This window comes from Candidatus Njordibacter sp. Uisw_056, from assembly GCF_047730085.1.
Classification (GTDB): domain Bacteria; phylum Pseudomonadota; class Gammaproteobacteria; order Pseudomonadales; family Balneatricaceae; genus Njordibacter.
Genome location: NZ_CP159830.1, coordinates 1,643,496 through 1,665,286, shown reverse-complemented (window position 1 = coordinate 1,665,286; position 21,791 = coordinate 1,643,496). Strand labels below are relative to the sequence as shown.

Below are 21,791 nucleotides of genomic sequence, written 5' to 3'. Positions count from 1 at the left end.
ATGTCTTCTGAATTTGCTAATTGCATGGTCAAAGACCACGCTGAACTCACATTATTAACTCATCGAATTTCTCAACGCCAAAAGCGCGGGCAGCCGTGCGAAAAATTATTACAACAGCGACAGAGTAAAGCGTTATCTAGCCAAGCCACCTACGAAAAACGTAAACAGGCCTTACCTAAGTTAGATTACCCACCGCAGCTTCCTGTCAGTGGTCAGCGTGAAAAACTAGTTCAACTTATCCGTAAACATCAAGTGGTTGTGTTAGCGGGTGAAACAGGTTCAGGCAAAACTACACAGCTGCCCAAGCTGTGCTTAGAGGCTGGGCGGGGTGTTGGCGGCATGATAGGCCACACTCAACCTCGGCGTTTAGCTGCCAGAACAGTAGGGCAGCGCATTGCTGATGAGTTAAAGGTACCCTTAGGCCAACAGGTGGGTTTTCAGGTACGCTTTACCGAACAAGTAAGTGACATTAGCCACATTAAGTTAATGACAGATGGCATTTTATTGGCAGAGACACGCCAAGATCCCGACCTGCTGCGCTACGATACTATTATTGTGGATGAAGCCCACGAGCGCAGCTTAAATATAGACTTTTTGCTGGGTTATTTAAAGCAGCTTTTAGCCCGTCGAAATGACCTAAAACTCATCATAACCTCCGCCACTATAGACCTAGAGCGCTTTAGCGCCCATTTTAATAATGCACCAGTAGTGGAAGTAAGTGGGCGAACCTTCCCAGTGGATGTATGGTACCGGCCTTTATTTTCGTCTAAATCAGACCCAGGCCAAGACAAAGACCAAGATGTACAAACAGGCATTCAGCACGCGTTAGAAGAAATAGATCAACATGAGCGTCAAACTAAGCAACACAATGGCGACGTGCTTATTTTCCTCCCAGGTGAGCGTGACATAAGAGACATTGCTTTTTTTTTGCGTAAACAAGAACAGAAGCATTGGCATATATTGCCGCTCTATGGCCGCTTAAGCTTTAGTGAGCAACAAAAGGTGTTCCAACCTTCAGGTAAGAGCACTGGGCGGCGTATTGTATTAGCCACCAACGTGGCAGAGACCTCGGTCACTGTGCCCGGCATTAGATACGTTATAGACCCAGGAACGGCGCGGATGAGCCGTTATAGTTATCGTTCTAAAGTGCAGCGGTTGCCCATAGAAGCGATTTCCCAAGCCAGCGCCAACCAACGCAAAGGCCGGTGTGGTCGTCTTTCGGCGGGCATTTGTATTCGCCTATACGATGAGGCAGATTTTATTGCTCGACCAGAGTTTACTGACGCAGAAATTTTACGGACTAACTTAGCGTCTGTCATTTTACAGATGCACGACTTAACCTTGGGCCCTGTTGAAGAGTTCCCATTCATCGACGCACCTGACAGCCGTTTCGTAAACGATGGTGTTAAATTGTTACAAGAGCTAGGTGGCCTCAATAATAGGGGCAAACTAACCCCCTTGGGTAAGCAGCTAGCACGCTTGCCGGTAGACCCCCGCATTGGGCGCATGGTGGTGGCGGCTAATGAATGGCATGCGCTAAACGAAGTGTTACTGATTGCCAGTGCACTTACCATTCAAGACCCAAGGGAAAGGCCACAAGACAAGCAGCAAGCTGCAGATCAGCAACACCTGTTGTGGCGTGAAAAAGATTCAGACTTTTTAAGCTTGGTGAACCTCTGGCAAGACTACGAGCATCAACGCCAGCAACTCACACAAAATCAACTGCGTAACTGGTGCAGCAAACACTTTGTGTCCTACCTGCGTATGCGAGAATGGCGAGAGGTGCATCGGCAGTTGTTGTTAATGTGCCAGCAAATGGGTTTTAAAACCAATGTTGAACTTGCAAGCTACGAAGCCGTGCACAGAGCGCTGTTAACGGGTTTGTTGGGGCATATTGGTCATAAAGATGAAGACGGCCAATTTGCGGGCCCAAGACAGCGTAAATTTTTACTATTTCCAGGGTCGGCACTTGCCAAAAAACCACCCCCGTGGATTATGGCTGCGGAGCTGGTAGAAACGTCACGCTTATTTGCCCGTTGCGTTGCCAAGATAGAGCCTCAGTGGGTAGAGCAGGGTGCCGGTGCGTTACTAAAATATAATTACAGTGAGCCGTCTTGGCATAAGCGCCAAGGCCAAGTGATGGCGTTTGAACAAGTGAGCTTATATGGCTTAGTACTAGCCAGTAAGCGTAAAGTGGCTTATGGCAAAATAGACCCAGACGTGTGCCAGCAATTGCTGGTTATGGAAGGCTTAGTGCAGAATAATCTGCTCACTAAAGGCAAGTTCTTGGCCCATAACCAAGCCTTAGTTGAAAGCATTGAGGCCTTAGAAGCAAAATCTAGACGCCGCGATATATTGGTAGATGATCAAGTTCTATTTGATTTTTACCATAGTAAAATGGCAAACGTTAACGTGCCTATCGTGAGCACCGCCAGTTTTGAATCTTGGCGTAAGCATCAAGAAAAGGCACAACCAGAGTATTTGTTCTTAAGCCAAGACCACTTAATGCAGCACGGGGCCGAAGGGATTAACCACAGCAGCTTTCCAGATCATTTAGTGTGGCAGGCCATGAGTTGGCCTTTAAGCTATCACTTTGAGCCTAACCACGCGCAAGATGGCGTTACTATTCAAGTGCCTGCCAGCCAACTTAAGCGCCTACCGCTTAAGCGTTTGCAATGGCTAGTGCCTGGGTTATTAAAAGATAAGTTGGTGGCCTTATTAAAAGGCCTGCCAAAAGCGCAACGAAAAGCGTTTGTACCTGTGCCACAATACGCCCAAGCGCTGCTAGAGGCGTTGTCGCCAGACGAGATAGATTTATGTGATGCCATAGCAAAACATTTACAACGTATTAGTGGCCGTCCTTTTGATGCACAACTGCTGCAGCAGGTCAATGTAGAACCCCATTTGTTAATGAATCTACAAGTTATGGATGACTCTGGTAAGCCCATCGTGCAAGGTAGAGACCCTCTGCAATTATTAGCAGACTACGCCACGGGTAGTGCGGCTAGCCAAGCACCCAGTGCGTCACACCCCTTATTAAAGCAGGGGCTAACACAGTGGGAGTTTGATGAGCTGCCAAGCACTATAACTATAGAGCAGGGCGCCATGAAGCTGCCGGTATGGCCTGCCATTAAAGACCAAGGCAAAGCGGTAGATGTGGTGTTTGCAGACTCAGCTGAAGAAGCACAAGCCATCACTCACCATGGTTTAGTGCGGTTATACCGCATTGCAGTGAATGAACAAACTAAACACCTAGCAAGGTCACTTACAGGGTTTAAGCAAGCGCAGCTGTTATATGGCTCACTAGGCACCCCTCAAGAATTTAATGAGCAAGTGTTTGACCAAGCGATAGCGCTTGTGTTTTTACCAGATAATTTAGCCATAAATAGTAGGCCATCTAATAAAGCGGCGTTTAAAGCGTCATTAGAGCAGCGTGGCCACTATGCAGAGGCGGTAGAAAAGGTGTTAACGCTTAGCGTAGAGCTACTTAAACGCCACCATGCCATAAGAAAAGCCTTAAAGGGGCAGTTGAACCTAGCTTGGGCTAATGTGTATCAAGACATAGGCGGGCAGCTAGATCGGTTAATGAATAAAAGTTTTATAGCCCAGAGCCAATGGCAGCAATTAGAGCAGATGCCGCGCTACCTAAAAGCCATAGAGGCTCGGCTTGAACGTTTTAAAAGCCAGTTACCCAAAGAAAATGCCGCAGTACAAGAGCTGCGCGATTGGCAGCACAAGCTATCTAAAGCTAAAACGCAATGTTTACCCCACACGCCAGACTATAAAGCACTGCAAAGCTTTGCGTGGTCTATAGAGGAGTATAGGGTGTCTTTATTTGCCCAGCAGCTAGGGACGCAAAAACCCATTTCTACTAAACGCTTACAAAAACAATGGGAGGCAATCAATCATTAATGGCCTAGGCTTGTTTTAACCACGCTAAGACAAGTCTTGATGGTAAAGCTAAGTGCCTGTTTAGTCAGTAAATAAAACTTTTGTTTGGGCTTGTTACTTGATGTTTTTTAATGTTAAGATTGCTGCGCTTATTTAAATATTCTACTGCTGTGTATATTTTACAGGCAGTTAAAAAAGTATTACCATGTGGTGTCGTAGCAAAACGAATCATTAAGGTTTGTTTTGGTTTTGACAACACAAAGTAATTGTTTAACTAGCTAGTTAAATCTTATTAATCTTATTGAAGGGGAATTTCAATGAACAAAACTCTAATCGCTCTTGCGATCGCCGCTGCGCTTCCAGTAGCTGCCCAAGCTGACATGACCTTATCGGGTTCTGTTTCTACTAACTACACAGACCAAGGTGTTGTTGACACTGACGCTGCTTTGTCTTTGTCTGCTTCTGAAGTATTGGCTAACGGCATGACCGCTACTGCTACTTTTGACGTTCTTGATGGCGAAAGCCAAGGAACAGCTTCTTTGGCTGGTGACTTCGGTACGTTAACTGTTGGTGAAATCACTAACGACGCAGCGTTCCAGTCTGGCGACGTCGGTGGAGCTGTTGGCGCATCTGATGACTCTGATGACGGTGACACTACTATTACTGGTATTCACTTCTCTACTACTCAAGCTGGTCTTTCAATCTCTGCACAGGTTAACGGCGCTACTGGCCCAACTGCTGTTACAGCTGCAGAAGCTACAGCAGCCTCTCCTGCTGATGTAGAAACTCGTGGTAGTCAGTTTGGTGTTTCGTACGACTTTAATGGTATCACTGTTGGTTATGCATATGCTTCTGCTGCTGCTAACAAAGACCGTACAGCCACTTCACCGACTGTGACAGGAAATGGTACTGGTGTTGACCAAGCAATGACTGCATTTGGTGTTGCTTACACTATGGGTGACCTTTCTATTACAGCTGGTAAAGATTCAATTGATACTGACACAGACTTCAATGTTTCTTACACAACTTCTATGGACTCGTTGACTGTAACTGCTTCTATGGATAACGACAGCGAATACCAGATTGATCTTGGCTATGCACTAGCTGGTGGTCTTTCTTTGGCTGCTGAAATCGATTCTGATGCTACTGCAACAAGCATGGGTGTTTCTTACACTTCTGGTAACTTGACTGCCTCTGTAACTAAGACTGATGACAAGACTACAGACGCTTCTGTTGCTCTAGACTTTGGCAATGCAGACCTAGAATTGGCTCGCGACGGTGGAACTAACGACGGCGAAACTAGCGTAACTTACACGGTGGCATTCTAATTTTAATTAGAAGCTAACTGTATAGTTATAAAGGCTCCTTCGGGAGTCTTTTTTTTGCCTGTAAGAAATGTATTATTAGTAATGTTCTGATGGTCAATGAGTGATCTATACAGACAAAAAGATTTGCAGTGTGCAGAATATATTAAGCTGGGTTATGCGCAACTAAGTTGGAGCTATACGCTAAGAGAATGTGATACGCCTTGAGCCTGTGCTTGGGTATAAGACAATAGAGGTGAGAGCGCAGGCCATTGGCGAGCGCTTCTATGATTTACTTTAGGTTGGCAGGAAAGCTAGGGGTGGCGAGAGTGAGCGGTTAAAACTTATTTTTACCAAACGGTTTAGTGCCATCGCCCCATATACTTGCGGCGTTGGTCTGGGCTTGGCGCTCTTCAGCCGCTTCTTTTCTGCTTTTAGGGGTAGGCGGTTTAGCCTTTGGTTTGGGTGTTTGTTTGGCGGCACTTACTGCGTCGCGGTGCTCTTTGGCTTCGTGGCCTTTAATCACCATGCGCTCTAGGGCTTTGCCTTGGGCTTTTTCTACACTAAGCAATAATCCGCGTTCAGAAATATTTACCAAATTAATGGCTTTGCCTTTTGCCCCTGCACGGCCCGTGCGGCCTGTGCGGTGTAAATAGTCATCTAAGTTACGTGCCATATCAAAATTGATCACTAGCTCCACACCGTCTATATCTAGCCCTCTTGCAGCCACTTCTGTGGCCACTAGAGTGTTAAAGCTGTGTTGGCGGTACTGGCGGGTGATGTCGTTGCGTAAATCTTGTGGCAATTCGCCGTGCAGGGCAACTGCATTGACACTGTGGCTCTTTAAAAAGTTGGCTAGCTCTTCGCTGAGTTTGCGGCTATTACAGAATATGAGGTGTTTTTTTGCCGGTTCGTGGGCCAGAAGCCAAGCTAATACGCGTTTTTTATGTTCTATCTCGTCGCATACTACCACCATTTGTTTAATATTTTCTTGCACTTGCGTGGCGTCATTAAGGCGAATGTCTACAGGCTCTTTCAGCAATACTTGAGCCATTTCTTGTACTTTAGGGCTGTGTAAGGTGGCAGAATAAAACAGGGTTTGCCTTTTAGGGTTGCACGCACCTGCGATCATTTCTACGTCTTCACAAAAGCCAAGCTCTAACATGCGGTCGGCTTCATCAATCACCAAAAGCTCTAAGTGTTTAGTGTCTGTTTGGTTTTTGCGTTGGTGCTCCATAAACCGCCCAGGCGTGGCAACCACAATATCTGGGTTTTTACGCAAGAGGGCTTGCTGGTAGTGGTAGTCTTCGCCACCCAATATTAACGCTGCTTTTACCTTAGTGCCTTTAATTAGCTTGTTAGTTAGGCTTAGCACTTGGTGCGCTAGTTCCCGTGTGGGCACTAAGATTAAGCAGCGTGTGCTAAAACCCACTGCCTTGGTGTTGAGTATTTTGTTAAGGGCAGGGATAACATACGCCAGTGTTTTGCCACTGCCTGTGTCAGCGCTCATGAGTAAGTCTTTACCTGCTAGCGCAACTGGCAGCGCATGGCACTGGGCTTCAGTTGCATGTTCAAACCCTTGCTGGGCTATGTTGATTTGTAACCGAGGATTATAGGCTTGATCTGCAAAGCTGATGGATGGAACGGGGGCGGGTATGTGTGGGGTGGCTGTAGTCACGGATGCTCCTTAGTTAAGGCGGCATTTTAGCACCTCTTAGTTGTCATTACGAGGAGCGCGAAGACGGGGAGATTTCATCGTGTTATAATACGCCACCGCTTTAAGCGAGCGCTTTAATTGACTAAAAGGTCCGCCAATGTCCAACTCTAATACTGCTTCTGATATGTCGTCCTACTTGGCACCAGAAAAACGTATCTTTGAATACCCTAAGTATTGGGCGGAGTGTTTCGGGGCGGCCCCATTTTTACCCACCACCCGCGAAGAGATGGATCAGCTAGGTTGGGATTCGTGTGACGTTATTGTGGTCACTGGCGATGCCTATGTGGATCATCCAAGCTTTGGCATGGCTATTATTGGCCGTTTACTGGAGTCGCAAGGGTTTCGCGTGGGTATTATTGCCCAGCCAGATTGGAGCAGCGCCGAAGCTTTTAAGGCTTTGGGCAAGCCTAATTTATATTTTGGTGTAGCGGCAGGTAACATGGATTCCATGATTAACCGCTATACTGCAGACAGGCGCTTACGCCATGATGACGCCTATACACCTGGTAACGTGGGCGGCAAACGCCCAGATCGTGCCACCTTGCACTATACCCAGCGCTGTAAAGAAGCCTTCAAAGGTGTACCCGTTATTATTGGTGGTATTGAAGCCAGCTTAAGGCGTATAGCCCACTATGATTACTGGTCAGAAAAAGTGCGTCGTTCTATGTTAGTGGACTCTAAAGCCGACATGCTTATTTATGGCAACGCGGAGCGGCCTTTAGTGGAAGTGACTCATCGCATTGCCAATGGCGAAACCCTTGAGCAGATGCAAGACATCCGTGGTACGGCCATTATGGTAAAGCAGCCTTTGGCAGGCTGGCGTGGTAAAGATTCCACCACATTGGATGCGCCAGGGATGATTGATGCCATTATAAACCCCTATATAGACACCACAAAAATGAGCAACTGTGAGGCAAGTAATGGCACTAATCCAGAGCCTGTTGCTGCTAAAGATGCTGTTCAAACCTTGTCTATTAAGCCAATGGCGGCCTATGAGCCTGTTAAAGGCCAACCTTGGTTTAAAACCTACGCCAAGTTGCCAAGCTATGACGTGGTAAAGTCTGACCCTATTATGTATGCCCACGCAAGCCGGGTAATGCACCATGAAACGAACCCTGGCAGTGCCAGGGCACTGTATCAAGAGCATGGTAATAAGGCCTTGTGGGTTAACCCCCCAGCGATGCCTTTAGACACAGAAGAAATGGATTACGTCTTTGCTGCGCCCTTTGCTCGGGTACCTCACCCGATGTATGGCGATGAAAAAATCCCTGCCTATGACATGATCCGTTTTTCGGTCAACATCATGCGCGGCTGTTTTGGTGGCTGTAGTTTCTGCTCTATTACGGAGCATGAAGGCCGTATTATTCAAAACCGCTCTGAAGACTCTATTATTGCCGAAGTGGAAGACATGCGTGACAAGGTGCCAGGCTTCACTGGCGTGGTGTCAGACCTTGGTGGCCCTACGGCCAACATGTACCGTTTGCACTGTAAAGACCCAAAGGTAGAAGCCACGTGCCGTTTGCCTTCCTGTGTGTACCCCAAGATATGTGATTTTATGGGTACAGATCATAAGCCTCTTATTTCTTTATATCGCCGTGCTCGGGCACTGCCTGGCGTTAAAAAGGTATTGATCGCCTCTGGCTTGCGTTATGACTTGGCCATTCGAGACCCTGAATATGTTAAAGAGCTAGTTACTCATCACGTGGGTGGCTATTTAAAAATTGCCCCTGAGCACACCGAAGATGAGCCTCTAAAGCACATGCTTAAACCTAACATGAGCAGCTATAACAAGTTTAAGCGCATGTTCGAAAAGTATTCCAAAGAAGCAGGTAAAGAACAGTACCTTATTCCCTACTTTATTAGTGCACACCCTGGCACTCGTGACGAAGACATGGTGAATATGGCCATGTGGCTAAAAACGAACAAATTCCGTTTGGATCAGGTACAGAACTTCTATCCATCGCCTATGTGTAATGCCACTACGATGTATTACACAGAGGTTAATCCGTTAAAAAAGGTAACTCGAGAAAGTGAGCGAGTCAGTATCCCTAGGGGCATTCGTCAGCGCCGATTACACAAAGCCATATTGCGTTATCATGACCCTAAAAACTGGGCCCAAATACGTGAAGCTTTAATCGATATGGGTATGAAAAAGCTCATAGGCAAAGGCCCTCAGTGCTTAGTGCCTGCGGAAACGCATGGTGAGTTTAGTCGATCTGCACCTAGAGCGACTAAGGGTAAGCAAGGCTTAACCAAACATACGTCGCCAAGAGCCCAGAAAATGAGACGCTCAAGATAAGTGCGCTATCGTGTAAAAAATAAAGCCTAGTCAACCTCGCAGTAGCGTTACTTTAATGATGGCGCGCCATGTATCCTGTCAATGAACAGCAGGCAAAGAGGGCCAAAACCCAGGGTATTGGTGAGGAGAGGCTTGTATTGCGGATGCTTTTATTACTGTTGTGTTAGCTTAAGTGGCTACAAGGTCGCTGTTAATGAGGCGGCACAGGGTAGGAGATACCATGTTATTTTACCCTGCAGTAATCGTGGGGATGACCGCAGGGTAAACCTAAACTACATGTTTTACAAAATGAAGCCGTGGGTTCGGATTAACCGAACACCCGCTTAGCTTCTTTACGACGCCTGTGCAGCACAGGTTCGGTATAACCACTAGGCTGAGCTGTGCCTTCAAAAACGAGTTCACAGGCTGCCTGGAAACCAACGCTAGAGTCAAAATCTGGCGCCATGTTCCTGTAAGTAGGGTCCCCCGCGTTTTGCTCGTCAACTAAAGCTGCCATGCGCTTTAAGCTGTCCATTACCATGGGTTTAGTGACAAAACCATGCGCTAACCAGTTGGCTAAAGATTGTGAAGAAATTCTTAAGGTGGCACGATCTTCCATCAAGCCCACTTGATTAATATCGGCCACTTTAGAGCAGCCCACCCCACTTTCTACCCAGCGAATCACGTAGCCTAATAGCCCTTGGCAGTTATTGTCCAACTCGCGAGTTATGTCATCTTCGCTCAGGCTATGGTCACCCAAAAGAGGAATAGCAAGTAAGTCGTCTTGCTCTACTTTTATTGTTTGGGCTGCATTAGTTAATTCTTTTTGGCGATCTTGCACCAAAACCTGATGGTAATGTAATGCGTGTAGCACTGCTGCGGTAGGTGAGGGAACCCATGCGGTTGTCGCACCAGACAGAGGGTGTTCTAACTTGGTGGCCATCATTTCTGCCATGCAGTCTGGCTTAGCCCACATACCCTTACCAATTTGAGCACGGCCTTGCAGGCCACATGCTAACCCTGTTTCAACATTGTTACCTTCGTAGGCTGCAATCCACGCCTGTTGTTTCATGATGCCTTTAGGCAACATGACACCAGCCCTCATTGACGTGTGAATTTCATCACCTGTGCGGTCTAAAAATCCAGTGTTAATAAACGCTACTCGCTCACTAGCAGCCCCAATGCAGGCTTTTAAGTTTACGCTAGTGCGGCGTTCTTCATCCATGATGCCCACTTTAAGGGTATTCTTGGGTAACGCTAATAATTCTTCTATACGGCTAAATAGGTCACAGGTAAAGGCCACTTCTTCTGGCCCGTGCATTTTAGGTTTTACAATATAAATGCTACCAGCACGGCTATTACCTTTAGCCGAAACGCCACGTATGTCGTGTAAGGCACAAAGGCTAGTAATAAAGCCATCCATGATGCCTTCTGGTGTTTCTTCGCCTTGGCTGTTCAAGATGGCGTCATTAGTCATTAAATGGCCAACGTTACGAATGAACAACAAACTACGGCCATGCAAACTAAAGCGGTCACCTTTTGGGCCTACATAATGACGATCACCATTTAATGTGCGAGTAATGGTTTTACCCTTCTTTTGTAAATCTATAGCTAGGTCACCTTTCATAAGGCCTAACCAATTGCGATATACGATAACCTTGTCTTCTGCGTCTACCGCTGTTACTGAGTCTTCACAGTCCATAATCGTAGAGACGGCTGCTTCCATAACGATGTCTTTAACGCCAGCTAGGTCGTCAGCACCAATAATGTGTTCGCGGTCTATGTGGAGTTCAAGGTGAAGATTATTGTGCTTTAATAAAATGGTTTTAGGCGCTACAGCATCGCCTTGGTAGCCCATAAATTGGGTAGAATCTGCCAATTGGGCAAAGTGCCCATTGTCTAACAGACACGTTAACTGACCATCTTCGATGCCATACTGGGTCACCTGTCCATGGCTGGCCTGAAGCAGGGGCAGATGGTTATCGAGTAGTTCTTTGGCAAAAGAAATAACCAGAGCACCACGTTGACTATCGTAGCCTTTCGCTGCGGTTTCACTGGTCAATGCGTCAGTGCCATAAAGTGCGTCATATAGGCTGCCCCAGCGAGCATTGGCAGCGTTGAGGGCATAGCGTGCATTATTAATAGGCACTACAAGCTGAGGGCCAGCCACTGTGCTTATTTCAATATCTACGTTACTAGTCGTCACCTCAACCTGTTCAGGTGAAGGCAGCAAGTAGCCAATATCCTGCAGCATTGCTTTGTATTTAACCGGGTCTGGTGAAGGATTGTTAACATGCCATTCGTCTAACGCAGTTTGAAGCTCTTCACGGGTGTTTAACAAGGCTTGGTTGCGGGATTGGAACTCGTCAAGCAAGGTGGCCATAGCCTGCCAAACTTGGTCGCTACTGAGGTTTAGGCCTGGCAAAATTTCTTGTTCAACCATGGTGTATAGTTGAGTATCAATTGACAGGTTGGCGTTACCGATTCTGGCGTTTAAGTGCCCATTCATACTAAAGCTCCTATGGTGCTTGTTAATGATAAATATTTCTTAAAGTAAGAAAATTATTATATAGGAAACAAAAGGAATGTATAGGAAACAACACGAATGACTAGGTAGACTTTTGTCGTAAAGGAATATATTGGTTATTCGGTATGGGAATGGCTCGTTTATCTTGTTATAACCCTTAGCCTTTGGGCTTTTTTGTGAAGTAACTAGCACCATGACAAGGGTTTTTAAGCCTCGTCTATTTCTCGCGCAACTTCTGTAATCAGTCCGCGAATCCAGCGATGGGCGGGATTGTGCTGCAGTAGTGGGCTCCAAGCCATTGTTAGAGTCATTTCTGGGATGGGAAAGGGCGGATCTAACATGACTAGATCATTATTATTCATGGTTTCTAGTGTGGCTTTGCGTGGCAGGGTAACAATGAGGTCTTTTTGGTTAGCTAGTTGTACAGCGGCTTGGTAGTGGCGAGTGAAGACGCGAATATTGCGCGTCTTTCCAAGTTCAGATAAAGCGTCGTCTACCCAGCCACGACGTTGTACATCTTTAGGGTTCATACCCACCCCAGCACCCATGCCCGTCTTACTTACCCATATGTGATGGGCTTTTAGGTAGTTTTCTAAGGTGAAATCTTGAGCCATTGGATTATGTTTATTCATGAGGCAGATAAACTGATCGCGCCAGAGAATTTTTTGGTGAAACGATTGTGGCATAGAATCAAAGCGGTTAATCACTAGGTCAACTTTACCTTGTTCTACGTCGTAAAAGTCCACGTCTGAGGGTGTCATAATGTCGATGCTAACACCCGGCGCCTCTTGGCGTAAGCGCTCTACCAAAGGAGGTATCAGTGTTGGCTCTGAATAGTCGCTCGCCATAATGCGAAATACGCGCGTAGAGGTGAGCGCATCAAATGCAGCTTGTGGCTGCACTGCCTTGTCGATAGTGGCCAATACTTCGCGTATCGTTGATTGAAGCCCCAGAGCTCTTTCTGTTGGCGTCATGCCGTCACTGGTGCGGATAAGTAATGGGTCTTCAAACACTTCTCGCAAGCGCCTTAAACCATTACTCATAGCTGGTTGGCTTAAGCCGAGTTGGTTGGCAGCTTTAGTAACGTTACGCTCTTTTAACAGGGCGTCCAAATAAACCAATAAATTAAGGTCAACGCGATCAATGCTCATATTCAACTCCGTTAAGGTCAAGTCTGCCTAATCGTTAGACACTCAGGGGTTATTTGTTTTTATAATAGTAAAGTTTCACGCCATAGATATGAGAAATTATGTCATGAGAAGGTCAATCTGTCGAGGCTTTTGCGTTATCTGTGTATGCGTTCCACTTTGCTATTTGTTTGATGAATAATAGGCATAACGTTTGGTGGCTATTATAACCCTCTATACCGTTCTAAGATGCTTGTCTAAAGAGTAAATACGCCACCACTGTATTGCCTCGTTTTATAGTCTAATAATAACCTCACAAACCAAGGAAATGTCATGTCTCAATACCAAGACGATATTCAAGCTGTTGCTAATCTGAAGGCTGCCCAGGGCAGTGCTTGGGATGCCATTAACCCAGAATCTGCAGCGCGAATGAAAGCCCAAAACCGCTTTAAAACTGGGTTAGACATAGCCAAGTATACCGCTGGCATTATGCGCGCTGACATGGCTGTGTTTGATAATGACAAAACTAAGTACACTCAGTCCTTGGGCTGCTGGCACGGCTTTGTAGGTCAGCAGAAACTGATTTCTATCAAAAAGCACTTCGGTGGTAAAACTGACCGTCGTTACTTATACCTTTCTGGTTGGATGGTTGCAGCTCTGCGCTCTGATTTCGGTCCTCTTCCTGACCAGTCTATGCATGAAAAAACTTCTGTAGCTAGCTTGGTTGAAGAGCTTTACACTTTCCTACGCCAAGCTGACGCTCGCGAACTAGGCGGTCTATTCCGCGCACTCGATGCTGCACGTGAAGCGGGTAATTTTGCTGAAGAAGCTAAAATTCAACATCAGATCGATAATCACGTTACGCACGTTGTGCCAATCGTTGCTGATATCGATGCTGGTTTCGGTAACGCTGAAGCGACTTACCTAATGGCTAAGCAGATGATTGAAGCCGGTGCCTGTGCACTACAGATAGAAAATCAAGTTGCTGATGAAAAGCAGTGTGGTCACCAGGACGGTAAAGTAACTGTTCCTCACGTTGACTTCCACGCTAAGATACGTGCCCTGCGTTACGCTTTCCTTGAGCTAGGTGTTGACAATGGTTTGATCGTTGCACGGACTGACTCTGAAGGTGCGGGTCTTACCAAAGAAATTGCGGTTGTAAATGAGCCTGGCGATGCGGGAGATACCTACAACTCTTATCTAGATGTTGAAGAAATCGACGTAGCAGACATGGCTGAAGGAGATGTTGTCTTTAACCGTGGTGGCAAGCTAGTACGTCCTAAGCGCCTACCTTCTGGTCTATACCAGTTCCGTCAGGGTACTGGCCATGAGCGCTGTGTATTTGACTGTATCGGTGCGATTAACGCCGGTGCTGACCTTCTTTGGATTGAGACTGCTGTACCAACAGTACACGAAATCAAAGGCATGATGGACGATGTTCGCAAAGTACACCCAGATGCTAAGTTGGTTTACAACAACTCTCCCTCTTTTAACTGGACGCTAAACTTCCGTCAGCAGGCTTACGACGCAATGGTTGAAGCTGGTAACGATGTTTCTGCATACGAGCGTGCTAACCTAATGAGCGCCGAGTACGATGAAACTAAACTAGGTGCTGTAGCGGATGAACGTATTCGTACTTTCCAGGCTGATACTGCACGAGAAGCGAATGTATTCCACCACTTGATCACGCTACCGACGTACCACACTACTGCGTTGTCTGTAGACAACCTAGCGAAAGAGTACTTTGGTGAGCAAGCCATGCTGGGTTACGTTAAGAAGGTTCAGCGTGAAGAGATTCGTCAAGGTATCGCATGTGTTAAACATCAAAACATGTCTGGTTCAGACATGGGTGATGACCACAAAGAATACTTTGCTGGTGAAAACGCTCTTAAAGCTGGCGGCGCTAACAACACGTCGAATCAGTTCGGTTAAAGAGATTAAAAAGATATATAAAACAATATCTTATTAACATCAGAAAGATCACATGGTAGTTTTCTGATAGTCTTTTACCAATAAAAGGGAAGTTATACACTTCCCTTTTTTTATGGGAAATTTCTAACGCCTTTGGTAACACAGCAACAGCTTTATACGTTAGAATTAAAGTAGCATTCTACTGCAAGCTAATTAAGTGATTTTGAATATGACCACACCGACTTTCCTTCAAGATTCTAAATATTTATTGACCAAACAAGGGTTTGCTGCCAGTAACACATGGTATCACGGCACTTCATCAGCGCTAATCGACTCAATTAAAGAACATGGTTTGAAGCGTTCTGGTGACCAAGCCTTAAAAGCTGCTGCCAAAAAAACCATGGCAACCATTGGTAATTATTACACTGAATCTGTTGAGCCTGTGTTTTTAACACAAAGTAAAGAGCTGGCTTATTACTGGGCGCAGCAGGCCATTAGAAACCGCAGCGTAAGAATTGAAGGCACAGAACTACCCGCTGTAATCAAAGTGAATCTGCCAGAAGCCTTGAATAGTAAAGTTAAACCAGACGTTGGCGCAGCAAGCCTGTTATTAGTTAAAGAGGGCGAGCAATTCATGGCGTTTTTAGCAGGCATTTACGTACAAAATGACTTTGAAACTCCTAATATCAGTCTAATGAAAGCAGACCGTCTAGAGTATTTAAATAAATTAGGCATGGCTTATTACGATGCAGATATTGATGCCTCCCTCTTAGGTATCCTCTAAATTTTAAAACTACATAGGCGGCCCTTGTTCAACTATGAGGAACAAGGTACCCTTTTATTCATGTTAAGATATTTCTTGGGGATTGTTGGATGATGCAGGAACAAAAGCATGCCTTGGCCAAAGGGTTTGACGCTGTGATTGATGCCTGGTTAATCGAACGGCAAGCGTTATTAACTCAGTTTGTAGCTTTGCCGCAGATGAGTGTGTCTGATAACGTGGTGCAGATGTTGCACACCTTTTGTGAGGCTATGGTGGATTACAGTTCCCGTGGTCATTTTAACGTCTATGAACAACTGCTTCGGCATATATCCGAACACAATGCTCAGCGCCTTGATGTTGCCAATGTCCTTCTGCAAAAAATCCACGATACAACAGATAAAATTATTATTTTTGATGACGAATATGGTGCTGTTGAAAAACTTTCGATTCAAGATATTGGCCACTTTAATGGCCGTTTATCGCTACTGGGAGAGGTGCTTAGTGAGCGTTTTAATCATGAAGATGAACTCATGGGCTGGGTTCAAGAAACCTTACCTTAGTTTGCCACTAGTCTCATTTTTGAAGGGGGGTTTGTGACACAATTTAAACAAGTGGGTCTTATTGGAAGGTTGCATAGCCCTGCAGTCATAGAAACTCTGCATCGGGTAATAAAGTGCCTTAATCGTTGTCAATGCGCCGTCTGGGTAGATGAACGGATAGTTGACTCCCTTAATAAAGAACAGCTCACTAGCGCTACTTATGGCACTGGTGATCGTCATTTTTTAGGCCAACAGTGTGATCTGGTAATTGTAGTTGGCGGTGACGGAAGTATGCTGTCTGCAGCGCGTGTTATGGCCACTTATGGCGTAGCGGTGATTGGTATTAACCGGGGTAAATTAGGTTTTCTAACCGACATTGCACCTGATCAGGTGGAGGTTTCTCTTGAGGCTGTATTAGCGGGCAGCTTTGAAACCAGCAATCGCTTTATGCTGTCTGCTCATGTGTTGCGCAATGGTGAAGAAGTAGGCCGTGGTAGCGGTCTGAATGACATCGTACTACACCCTGGTAAATCGGCAAGAATGTTGGCGTATGATTTATCAATCGATGGCACTGCGGTTTATTTTGATCGTGCTGATGGCTTAATTATAGCCACTCCAACAGGGTCTACCGCCTATGCACTCTCAGCTGGTGGTCCCATTATGCACCCTGGGTTAGATGCCATTGCTCTTGTCCCCATGAACCCGCATAACCTCAGTAGCCGGCCTCTGGTGGTAGCTGCAAATGCAGAACTGGAAATTCTTATCGGTGAAGATAACAGTACACAAGCAATTATAAGTTGTGATGGGCAAGTGCATATAGTGTGTGAACCGGGTGATCGGGTGCATATACAACGCCATGAGGCGCAACTTAAAGTATTACATCCTTTAGGGCACCACTTTTATGACCGCTGCCGCAGCAAGTTAGGATGGCATGCCCGTGCTAGTGATGATGGCCAATGATTCTTTTGCAAAAATTTTCTGCTAATGCAGATCTCACTCTGGTAACCCAAACATTATGGCGACACAAAGTGCCTCATCGGGTGCGTTTTGTTACTGGTGAACAACAATTATGGTTGCAGGATTCGCAGCATTACAGCTTGGCTCAAGCGCTCATGCAACAGGTGGAGCAGGGTATTGCTGCAGACGAGAAGGCAGGCTCGGCTTCTGCAGGTCTGTTAAACTCATTTGTTATGGCTGACAAAGTACTATCTACCAATGGGGTTAAGGCGTGGTTTAAGTCAACCCCGATTACGCTTATGGTGCTTATAAGTACGCTATTGGTGGCGCTTTTTTCTCAATTGGGTAGTCAGTTAGAAGCAGTTGCTTGGTTTAGCTTCTTTCCTTTAGTGTTAGACACTCAAGCGTACCTTGTGACTGGGTTTGATCACCTGTGGCTGCAACCGTGGCGCTTGATTAGCCCAATGCTGCTGCATTTTGGTTGGTTACATTTGGTTTTTAATGTGCTGTGGTGGTTAGATTTAGGGCGGCGCATAGAGTGTCAATCACGGCTGCTCTTAGTGGCGTTGTTATTGTTCACCAGTGTTGCTGCTAATGTGGCGCAAGCATGGCAAGTGGCCAGTTTATTTGGTGGTTTGTCTGGTGTTATTTATGGTCTGCTAGGGTACATATGGGTGATGGATCGTTATAATCCTGTTCGGTATCATCTGCCTCAAAACATTTTGATCTTTATGTTGTTATGGCTACTTTTGGGAATAAGTGGTTTGTTCCCAGCGCTTGGCTTTGGCGATATGGCTAATATGGCTCATATAGGTGGTCTGGTAGCAGGAGTTGCATGGGGGTTTATGCATACCCTTTTATGGCGCATTCGTTCCAGCAATGCCTAAAAAAGAGTCGGTGAGTATCATCATTCATGCTATTATTTGGCTCCAAGTTTTAGCTAAGAGGTTTGGCGGATGGAATATAATCAACTTATTTCCCAACTAACACCCGAAATATACCTAAGTTTGAAGACTGCTATTGAAATTGGCAAGTGGCCAGACGGCAGGGTGCTGACTAAAGACCAAAAAGCCTCCTGTATGGAAGCTATTTTATGTTACCAGTCTATGAAACTCGATTCCCAGCAACACTCCGGGTACATGCCAGATCAGTGCGCTTCTAGCTCTGCGCCCAATAAAACTGACGAACAAGTCATTAAAATACATTAATTATGCATACACCTCACCTGCTTACTGGGCATCTTGCAAAGCTGACGACCCATATTGACTCTGTGCCGCAAGCTCAAGTGCAATACACCCTTACTTTGGGAGACCAAGAGCTAAACCTTAATGCGTTAATAGGCCAAACAATTCGGTTGGAACATTTAGGGCAAATTAATTGCAGCCACTGTGGCCGCAAAACTAAAAAAAGTTACAGCCAAGGATTTTGTTTTCCTTGTATGCAAAAATTACCCCAATGTGACCTATGTATTATGAGCCCAGAACGTTGCCACTTTGACGTAGGCACCTGCCGCGACGAGGCGTGGGGCCAAGCGTTTTGCATGCAGCCTCATATTGTATATTTGGCAAATTCTTCTGGCCTTAAGGTGGGTATTACTCGGGCTAACCAAATGCCTACTCGTTGGCTAGATCAGGGAGCGTGCCAAGCGATGCCTATTATGCAAGTGGCCACTCGAAAATTGTCTGGGCAGGTTGAGTCCGTGCTTAAGAATTACGTAGCTGATAAAACTAACTGGAGAAAACTGCTACAAAGTGATGCACAAACGATTAATATGGCCCAAGCAGCAGACCTATTATTGAATGAGTCAGAGGCAGATTTAGAGGTATTATTAGGTGGGCTAAGCCACCAAGATTACCAATGGTTAGACACAGCACCCATCAGTATGCGCTACCCAGTAATGCAGTACCCAGAAAAAATCAATTCCCATAACCTTGACAAAGAGCCTGTTTTAGAAGGTAAATTGATGGGAATTAAGGGCCAATATCTTATTTTTGACACTGCGGTGATTAATGTCCGCAAATATTCATCCTATTTGGTGCAATTCAGCTCATGACTAAAAACGCTCAAGTAATCTACCTAAAAGACTATCAGGTGCCATCCTTTATCATCGAAACGACAGACCTTGATATCCGTATAGGTGATGAATATACCTCGGTTGTTGCACGTTTAAAAGTGCGCCGTAACCCTGCCTCTAAGGAGGTTTCGTCAGAACTTGTATTACAGGGTAGTAAAGACATTAAGCTCCAAGAGGTGATGATGGATGGCCTCATTCTTGATGCCTCAAATTACGACCTAGAGGCTGCGGTCCTATCAATTCATCACTGCCCAGAGGTCTTTGAGCTAACCACAGAGTGTTTAATTCAACCACAATTGAATACCACTTTAGAGGGGCTTTATAAGTCGGGTGGTATGTACTGTACCCAGTGTGAAGCTGAGGGTTTTCGGAATATAACCTATTACCTAGACCGGCCTGATGCCTTGTCTGTGTTCACGACCCGTATCAGTGCGAATAAAGAAAGTTACCCCATATTACTAGCCAATGGTAACCCCATAGATCAAGGTGATTTAGAAAACGGTGAGCATTTTGCTGTTTGGCATGATCCGTTCCCAAAGCCAGCCTATTTATTTGCTATGGTTGCTGGCAATTTGGTGCGTCAAGACGAAGAATTTACTACCATGTCTGGCAGGAAGGTAGACTTACAAATATTTGTAGAAGCGCATAATAGCCATAAGTGTGATCATGCGTTAGCGTCTCTGAAACGCTCTATGTTGTGGGACGAGCAGGTGTATGGCCGTGAGTATGATCTAGACTTGTTTATGATCGTTGCAGTAGATGATTTCAACATGGGTGCCATGGAAAACAAAGGCCTCAATATTTTCAATTCAGATTGTGTATTAGCAGACCCAGCGACTAGCAGTGATGCCATGTTCGAACGGATAGAGGGCATTGTTGCCCATGAATATTTCCATAACTGGTCTGGTAATCGTGTGACCTGTCGCGATTGGTTTCAGCTGAGCTTAAAAGAAGGCTTTACGGTTTACCGTGATGCCCAGTATACCGCAGACACCTACTCGGCTGCGGTTAAGCGTATTGATGATGTCACCCTTTTACGCACCCACCAGTTTGCTGAAGACGCTGGGCCAATGGCTCACCCTATTAGGCCTGCCTCCTATATGGAGATTAATAACTTTTATTCTGTGACTGTATATGAAAAAGGTGCAGAAGTAGTGGGGATGATTCACACCTTGCTTGGGGACGAATTATTCCGTAAGGGCAGTGATCTGTATTTCGATCGACATGATGGCCAGGCAGTGACTACTGATGATTTTATAGCGGCCATGAGTGACGCCAGCAATATCGATCTGAGTCAATTTAAACGCTGGTATAGTCAGGCTGGTACGCCTACGTTAACGGTGACTGACACTTATGATCCGGTTAATAAAGAATATAGCCTCACCATAGGCCAGTCCACACCTGCAACAGCAGAGTGTGAAGAAAAGCTACCATTCCATTTGCCGTTTCGCATGGCCTTGTTAGATGCCAATGGTAAGGAGATGCCTTTAAAGTTAAGAGGGGCTGATCTTGTGCACGAAAAAAGTAGTGTGCTAAATATTACTCAGGCTCAGCAAACGTTCACTTTTGAAGCAGTTTTGCAGCACCCAACACCCTCATTACTGCGTGGCTTTTCTGCGCCAGTTAAATTGGATTATGCCTACACCCAAGAGCAATTATTATTTCTTGCAAGCCAAGACCAAGACGGTTTTTGCCGTTGGGAGGCTTGCCAGCGTTTGTTGATTGAAGCCATGGAACAGGCTATGTCACAAGCTGCTAATGTGCAGCTAGAGCATACTCTGGAGGCAATGTTACGCAGTAGTCTGGTGGATGAAGATTTGGATCCGGCTATGGTTGCCAAACTCGTGCAACTGCCTAGTGAAGCCTATTTGGCGGAAATGCAAAGTACGGTTGATGTGGATCTAATTCACACGGGTCGTGAAGCAATGCGCTGTGCTATTGCGCTGGCCTTAGAAAGTGAACTTTTGGCTTGTTATCAGCGCTGCCATGATACGGGCTTGTTTAGGCAAACGGCCAAGGCCATAGGTCAACGAGCCTTGAAGAATACCTGCTTGGCCTACCTCAATACATTAGGTAAACCCCAGTATCAAACCATGGCTCAAGATCAGTATGCGTTAAATGCTAATATGACAGATGTTGGAGCGGCTTTAACCATCTTGATTAGCCAAGAAGATGGGCGTTTAGCAACGCCACTGTTAGCTGAGTTTTATCAAAGCTGGCAGGGCGATGCTCAGGTGGTTGACCAATGGTTTGCCATGCAGTCTGGGGCCAACCTCGTGGGCCGCTTGCCTCATGTGCAAGCACTACTGCAGCATGAGGCGTTTGACATCCGTAACCCTAATAAGGTGCGCAGTGTGGTGGGCGGCTTTATTCGCAGTGCCATTAATTTTCATTCAGCCGATGGCAGTGGTTATGAATTTGTTGCCGATATGGTGTTACGTTTAGATCCCATCAACCCTATGATAGCGGCAAATCTAGCTAAACCGTTAGGCCGCTTTAAACGTCACACTGTTGGGCGTCAGCAATTAATGCAGGCACAGCTGCAGCGCCTTAGTAAAGCTGATCTTAGTAATGATGTGTATGAAATAGTCAGTAAGGCTTTGTCAGTAAGTTAACAAATCAACATCAGTCTCAAAACAAGGGTGCATTGCCTAGGCAAGCACCTAAAATGTTGTGCCACCCTGTATTGCAAACAGGGTAGGT

At 45.8% G+C, this 21,791-nt stretch carries 14 protein-coding genes; 11 read left to right on the top strand and 3 right to left on the bottom strand.

The genetic code is table 11. The features are described from left to right. The gene (gene hrpA, locus ABXT60_RS08065) at positions 1-3,912 is read left to right on the top strand and encodes an ATP-dependent RNA helicase HrpA (RefSeq protein WP_443629643.1); all 3,912 of its coding nucleotides are present in this window, start codon (positions 1-3) and stop codon (positions 3,910-3,912) included. A gap of 296 nt (positions 3,913-4,208) precedes the next feature. Then, the gene (locus ABXT60_RS08060; RefSeq protein WP_443629642.1) at positions 4,209-5,219 is read left to right on the top strand and encodes a porin; all 1,011 of its coding nucleotides are present in this window, start codon (positions 4,209-4,211) and stop codon (positions 5,217-5,219) included. A gap of 313 nt (positions 5,220-5,532) precedes the next feature. Here ABXT60_RS08060 and ABXT60_RS08055 read toward each other — a convergent pair whose 3' ends face one another. Beyond that, on the bottom strand, positions 5,533-6,873 hold the full coding sequence (locus ABXT60_RS08055) for a DEAD/DEAH box helicase (protein ID WP_443629641.1): 1,341 nt from the start codon (positions 6,871-6,873) through the stop codon (positions 5,533-5,535). A 136-nt stretch (positions 6,874-7,009) separates the two neighbouring features. Here ABXT60_RS08055 and ABXT60_RS08050 point away from each other — a divergent pair, with 136 nt between their 5' ends. Then, positions 7,010-9,211, top strand: a complete 2,202-nt coding sequence (locus ABXT60_RS08050) for a YgiQ family radical SAM protein (RefSeq protein WP_443629640.1) — start codon at positions 7,010-7,012, stop codon at positions 9,209-9,211. Between the two features lie 307 nt (positions 9,212-9,518). Here the strand turns inward: ABXT60_RS08050 and ABXT60_RS08045 are convergent, their stop codons facing one another. Next, a complete protein-coding gene (locus ABXT60_RS08045; RefSeq protein WP_443629639.1) occupies positions 9,519-11,699 on the bottom strand; it encodes a malate synthase G in 2,181 nt (726 codons plus the stop codon). Positions 11,700-11,923: 224 nt separating this feature from the next. Beyond that, positions 11,924-12,868, bottom strand: a complete 945-nt coding sequence (locus ABXT60_RS08040; RefSeq protein ID WP_443629638.1) for a LysR family transcriptional regulator — start codon at positions 12,866-12,868, stop codon at positions 11,924-11,926. Positions 12,869-13,177: 309 nt separating this feature from the next. Between ABXT60_RS08040 and ABXT60_RS08035 the strand changes: the two genes are divergently transcribed. The 8 genes from ABXT60_RS08035 to pepN all read left to right on the top strand — a co-directional run bounded on the left by ABXT60_RS08035 (position 13,178) and on the right by pepN (position 21,703). Continuing rightward, positions 13,178-14,776 (top strand): isocitrate lyase, encoded by a 1,599-nt coding sequence (locus tag ABXT60_RS08035; protein ID WP_443629637.1) that lies wholly within the window; start codon positions 13,178-13,180, stop codon positions 14,774-14,776. A gap of 208 nt (positions 14,777-14,984) precedes the next feature. Continuing rightward, positions 14,985-15,539 carry a hypothetical protein gene (locus tag ABXT60_RS08030; RefSeq protein WP_443629636.1) on the top strand — a complete coding sequence of 185 codons (555 nt, stop codon included), beginning with the start codon at positions 14,985-14,987 and terminating at the stop codon, positions 15,537-15,539. Between the two features lie 89 nt (positions 15,540-15,628). Beyond that, positions 15,629-16,078 carry an Rsd/AlgQ family anti-sigma factor gene (locus tag ABXT60_RS08025; protein WP_443629635.1) on the top strand — a complete coding sequence of 150 codons (450 nt, stop codon included), beginning with the start codon at positions 15,629-15,631 and terminating at the stop codon, positions 16,076-16,078. Positions 16,079-16,111: 33 nt separating this feature from the next. After that, positions 16,112-17,017, top strand: a complete 906-nt coding sequence (locus ABXT60_RS08020) for an NAD(+) kinase (RefSeq protein WP_443629634.1) — start codon at positions 16,112-16,114, stop codon at positions 17,015-17,017. Next, entirely contained in the window at positions 17,014-17,901 is an 888-nt protein-coding gene (locus ABXT60_RS08015) for a rhomboid family intramembrane serine protease (protein ID WP_443629633.1), read from the top strand. Before ABXT60_RS08020 ends, ABXT60_RS08015 begins: the two co-directional genes overlap by 4 nt. A gap of 69 nt (positions 17,902-17,970) precedes the next feature. Then, a complete protein-coding gene (locus ABXT60_RS08010; RefSeq protein WP_443629632.1) occupies positions 17,971-18,222 on the top strand; it encodes a YeaC family protein in 252 nt (83 codons plus the stop codon). A 2-nt stretch (positions 18,223-18,224) separates the two neighbouring features. Further along, on the top strand, positions 18,225-19,067 hold the full coding sequence (locus tag ABXT60_RS08005; protein ID WP_443629631.1) for a DUF2797 domain-containing protein: 843 nt from the start codon (positions 18,225-18,227) through the stop codon (positions 19,065-19,067). Next, on the top strand, positions 19,064-21,703 hold the full coding sequence (pepN, locus tag ABXT60_RS08000; protein WP_443629630.1) for an aminopeptidase N: 2,640 nt from the start codon (positions 19,064-19,066) through the stop codon (positions 21,701-21,703). Before ABXT60_RS08005 ends, pepN begins: the two co-directional genes overlap by 4 nt. Positions 21,704-21,791: the final 88 nt, after the last annotated feature.

What these genes read in the sequence shown, in the direction of transcription:
- hrpA (WP_443629643.1), top strand. Translation starts at nt 1, where the DNA reads ATGTCTTCTGAATTTGCTAATTGCATGGTCAAAGACCACGCTGAACTC.
- ABXT60_RS08060 (WP_443629642.1), top strand. Translation starts at nt 4,209, where the DNA reads ATGAACAAAACTCTAATCGCTCTTGCGATCGCCGCTGCGCTTCCAGTA.
- ABXT60_RS08050 (WP_443629640.1), top strand. Translation starts at nt 7,010, where the DNA reads ATGTCCAACTCTAATACTGCTTCTGATATGTCGTCCTACTTGGCACCA.
- ABXT60_RS08045 (WP_443629639.1), bottom strand. Translation starts at nt 11,699, where the DNA reads ATGAATGGGCACTTAAACGCCAGAATCGGTAACGCCAACCTGTCAATT.
- ABXT60_RS08040 (WP_443629638.1), bottom strand. Translation starts at nt 12,868, where the DNA reads ATGAGCATTGATCGCGTTGACCTTAATTTATTGGTTTATTTGGACGCC.
- ABXT60_RS08035 (WP_443629637.1), top strand. Translation starts at nt 13,178, where the DNA reads ATGTCTCAATACCAAGACGATATTCAAGCTGTTGCTAATCTGAAGGCT.
- ABXT60_RS08030 (WP_443629636.1), top strand. Translation starts at nt 14,985, where the DNA reads ATGACCACACCGACTTTCCTTCAAGATTCTAAATATTTATTGACCAAA.
- ABXT60_RS08025 (WP_443629635.1), top strand. Translation starts at nt 15,629, where the DNA reads ATGATGCAGGAACAAAAGCATGCCTTGGCCAAAGGGTTTGACGCTGTG.
- ABXT60_RS08015 (WP_443629633.1), top strand. Translation starts at nt 17,014, where the DNA reads ATGATTCTTTTGCAAAAATTTTCTGCTAATGCAGATCTCACTCTGGTA.
- ABXT60_RS08010 (WP_443629632.1), top strand. Translation starts at nt 17,971, where the DNA reads ATGGAATATAATCAACTTATTTCCCAACTAACACCCGAAATATACCTA.
- ABXT60_RS08005 (WP_443629631.1), top strand. Translation starts at nt 18,225, where the DNA reads ATGCATACACCTCACCTGCTTACTGGGCATCTTGCAAAGCTGACGACC.
- pepN (WP_443629630.1), top strand. Translation starts at nt 19,064, where the DNA reads ATGACTAAAAACGCTCAAGTAATCTACCTAAAAGACTATCAGGTGCCA.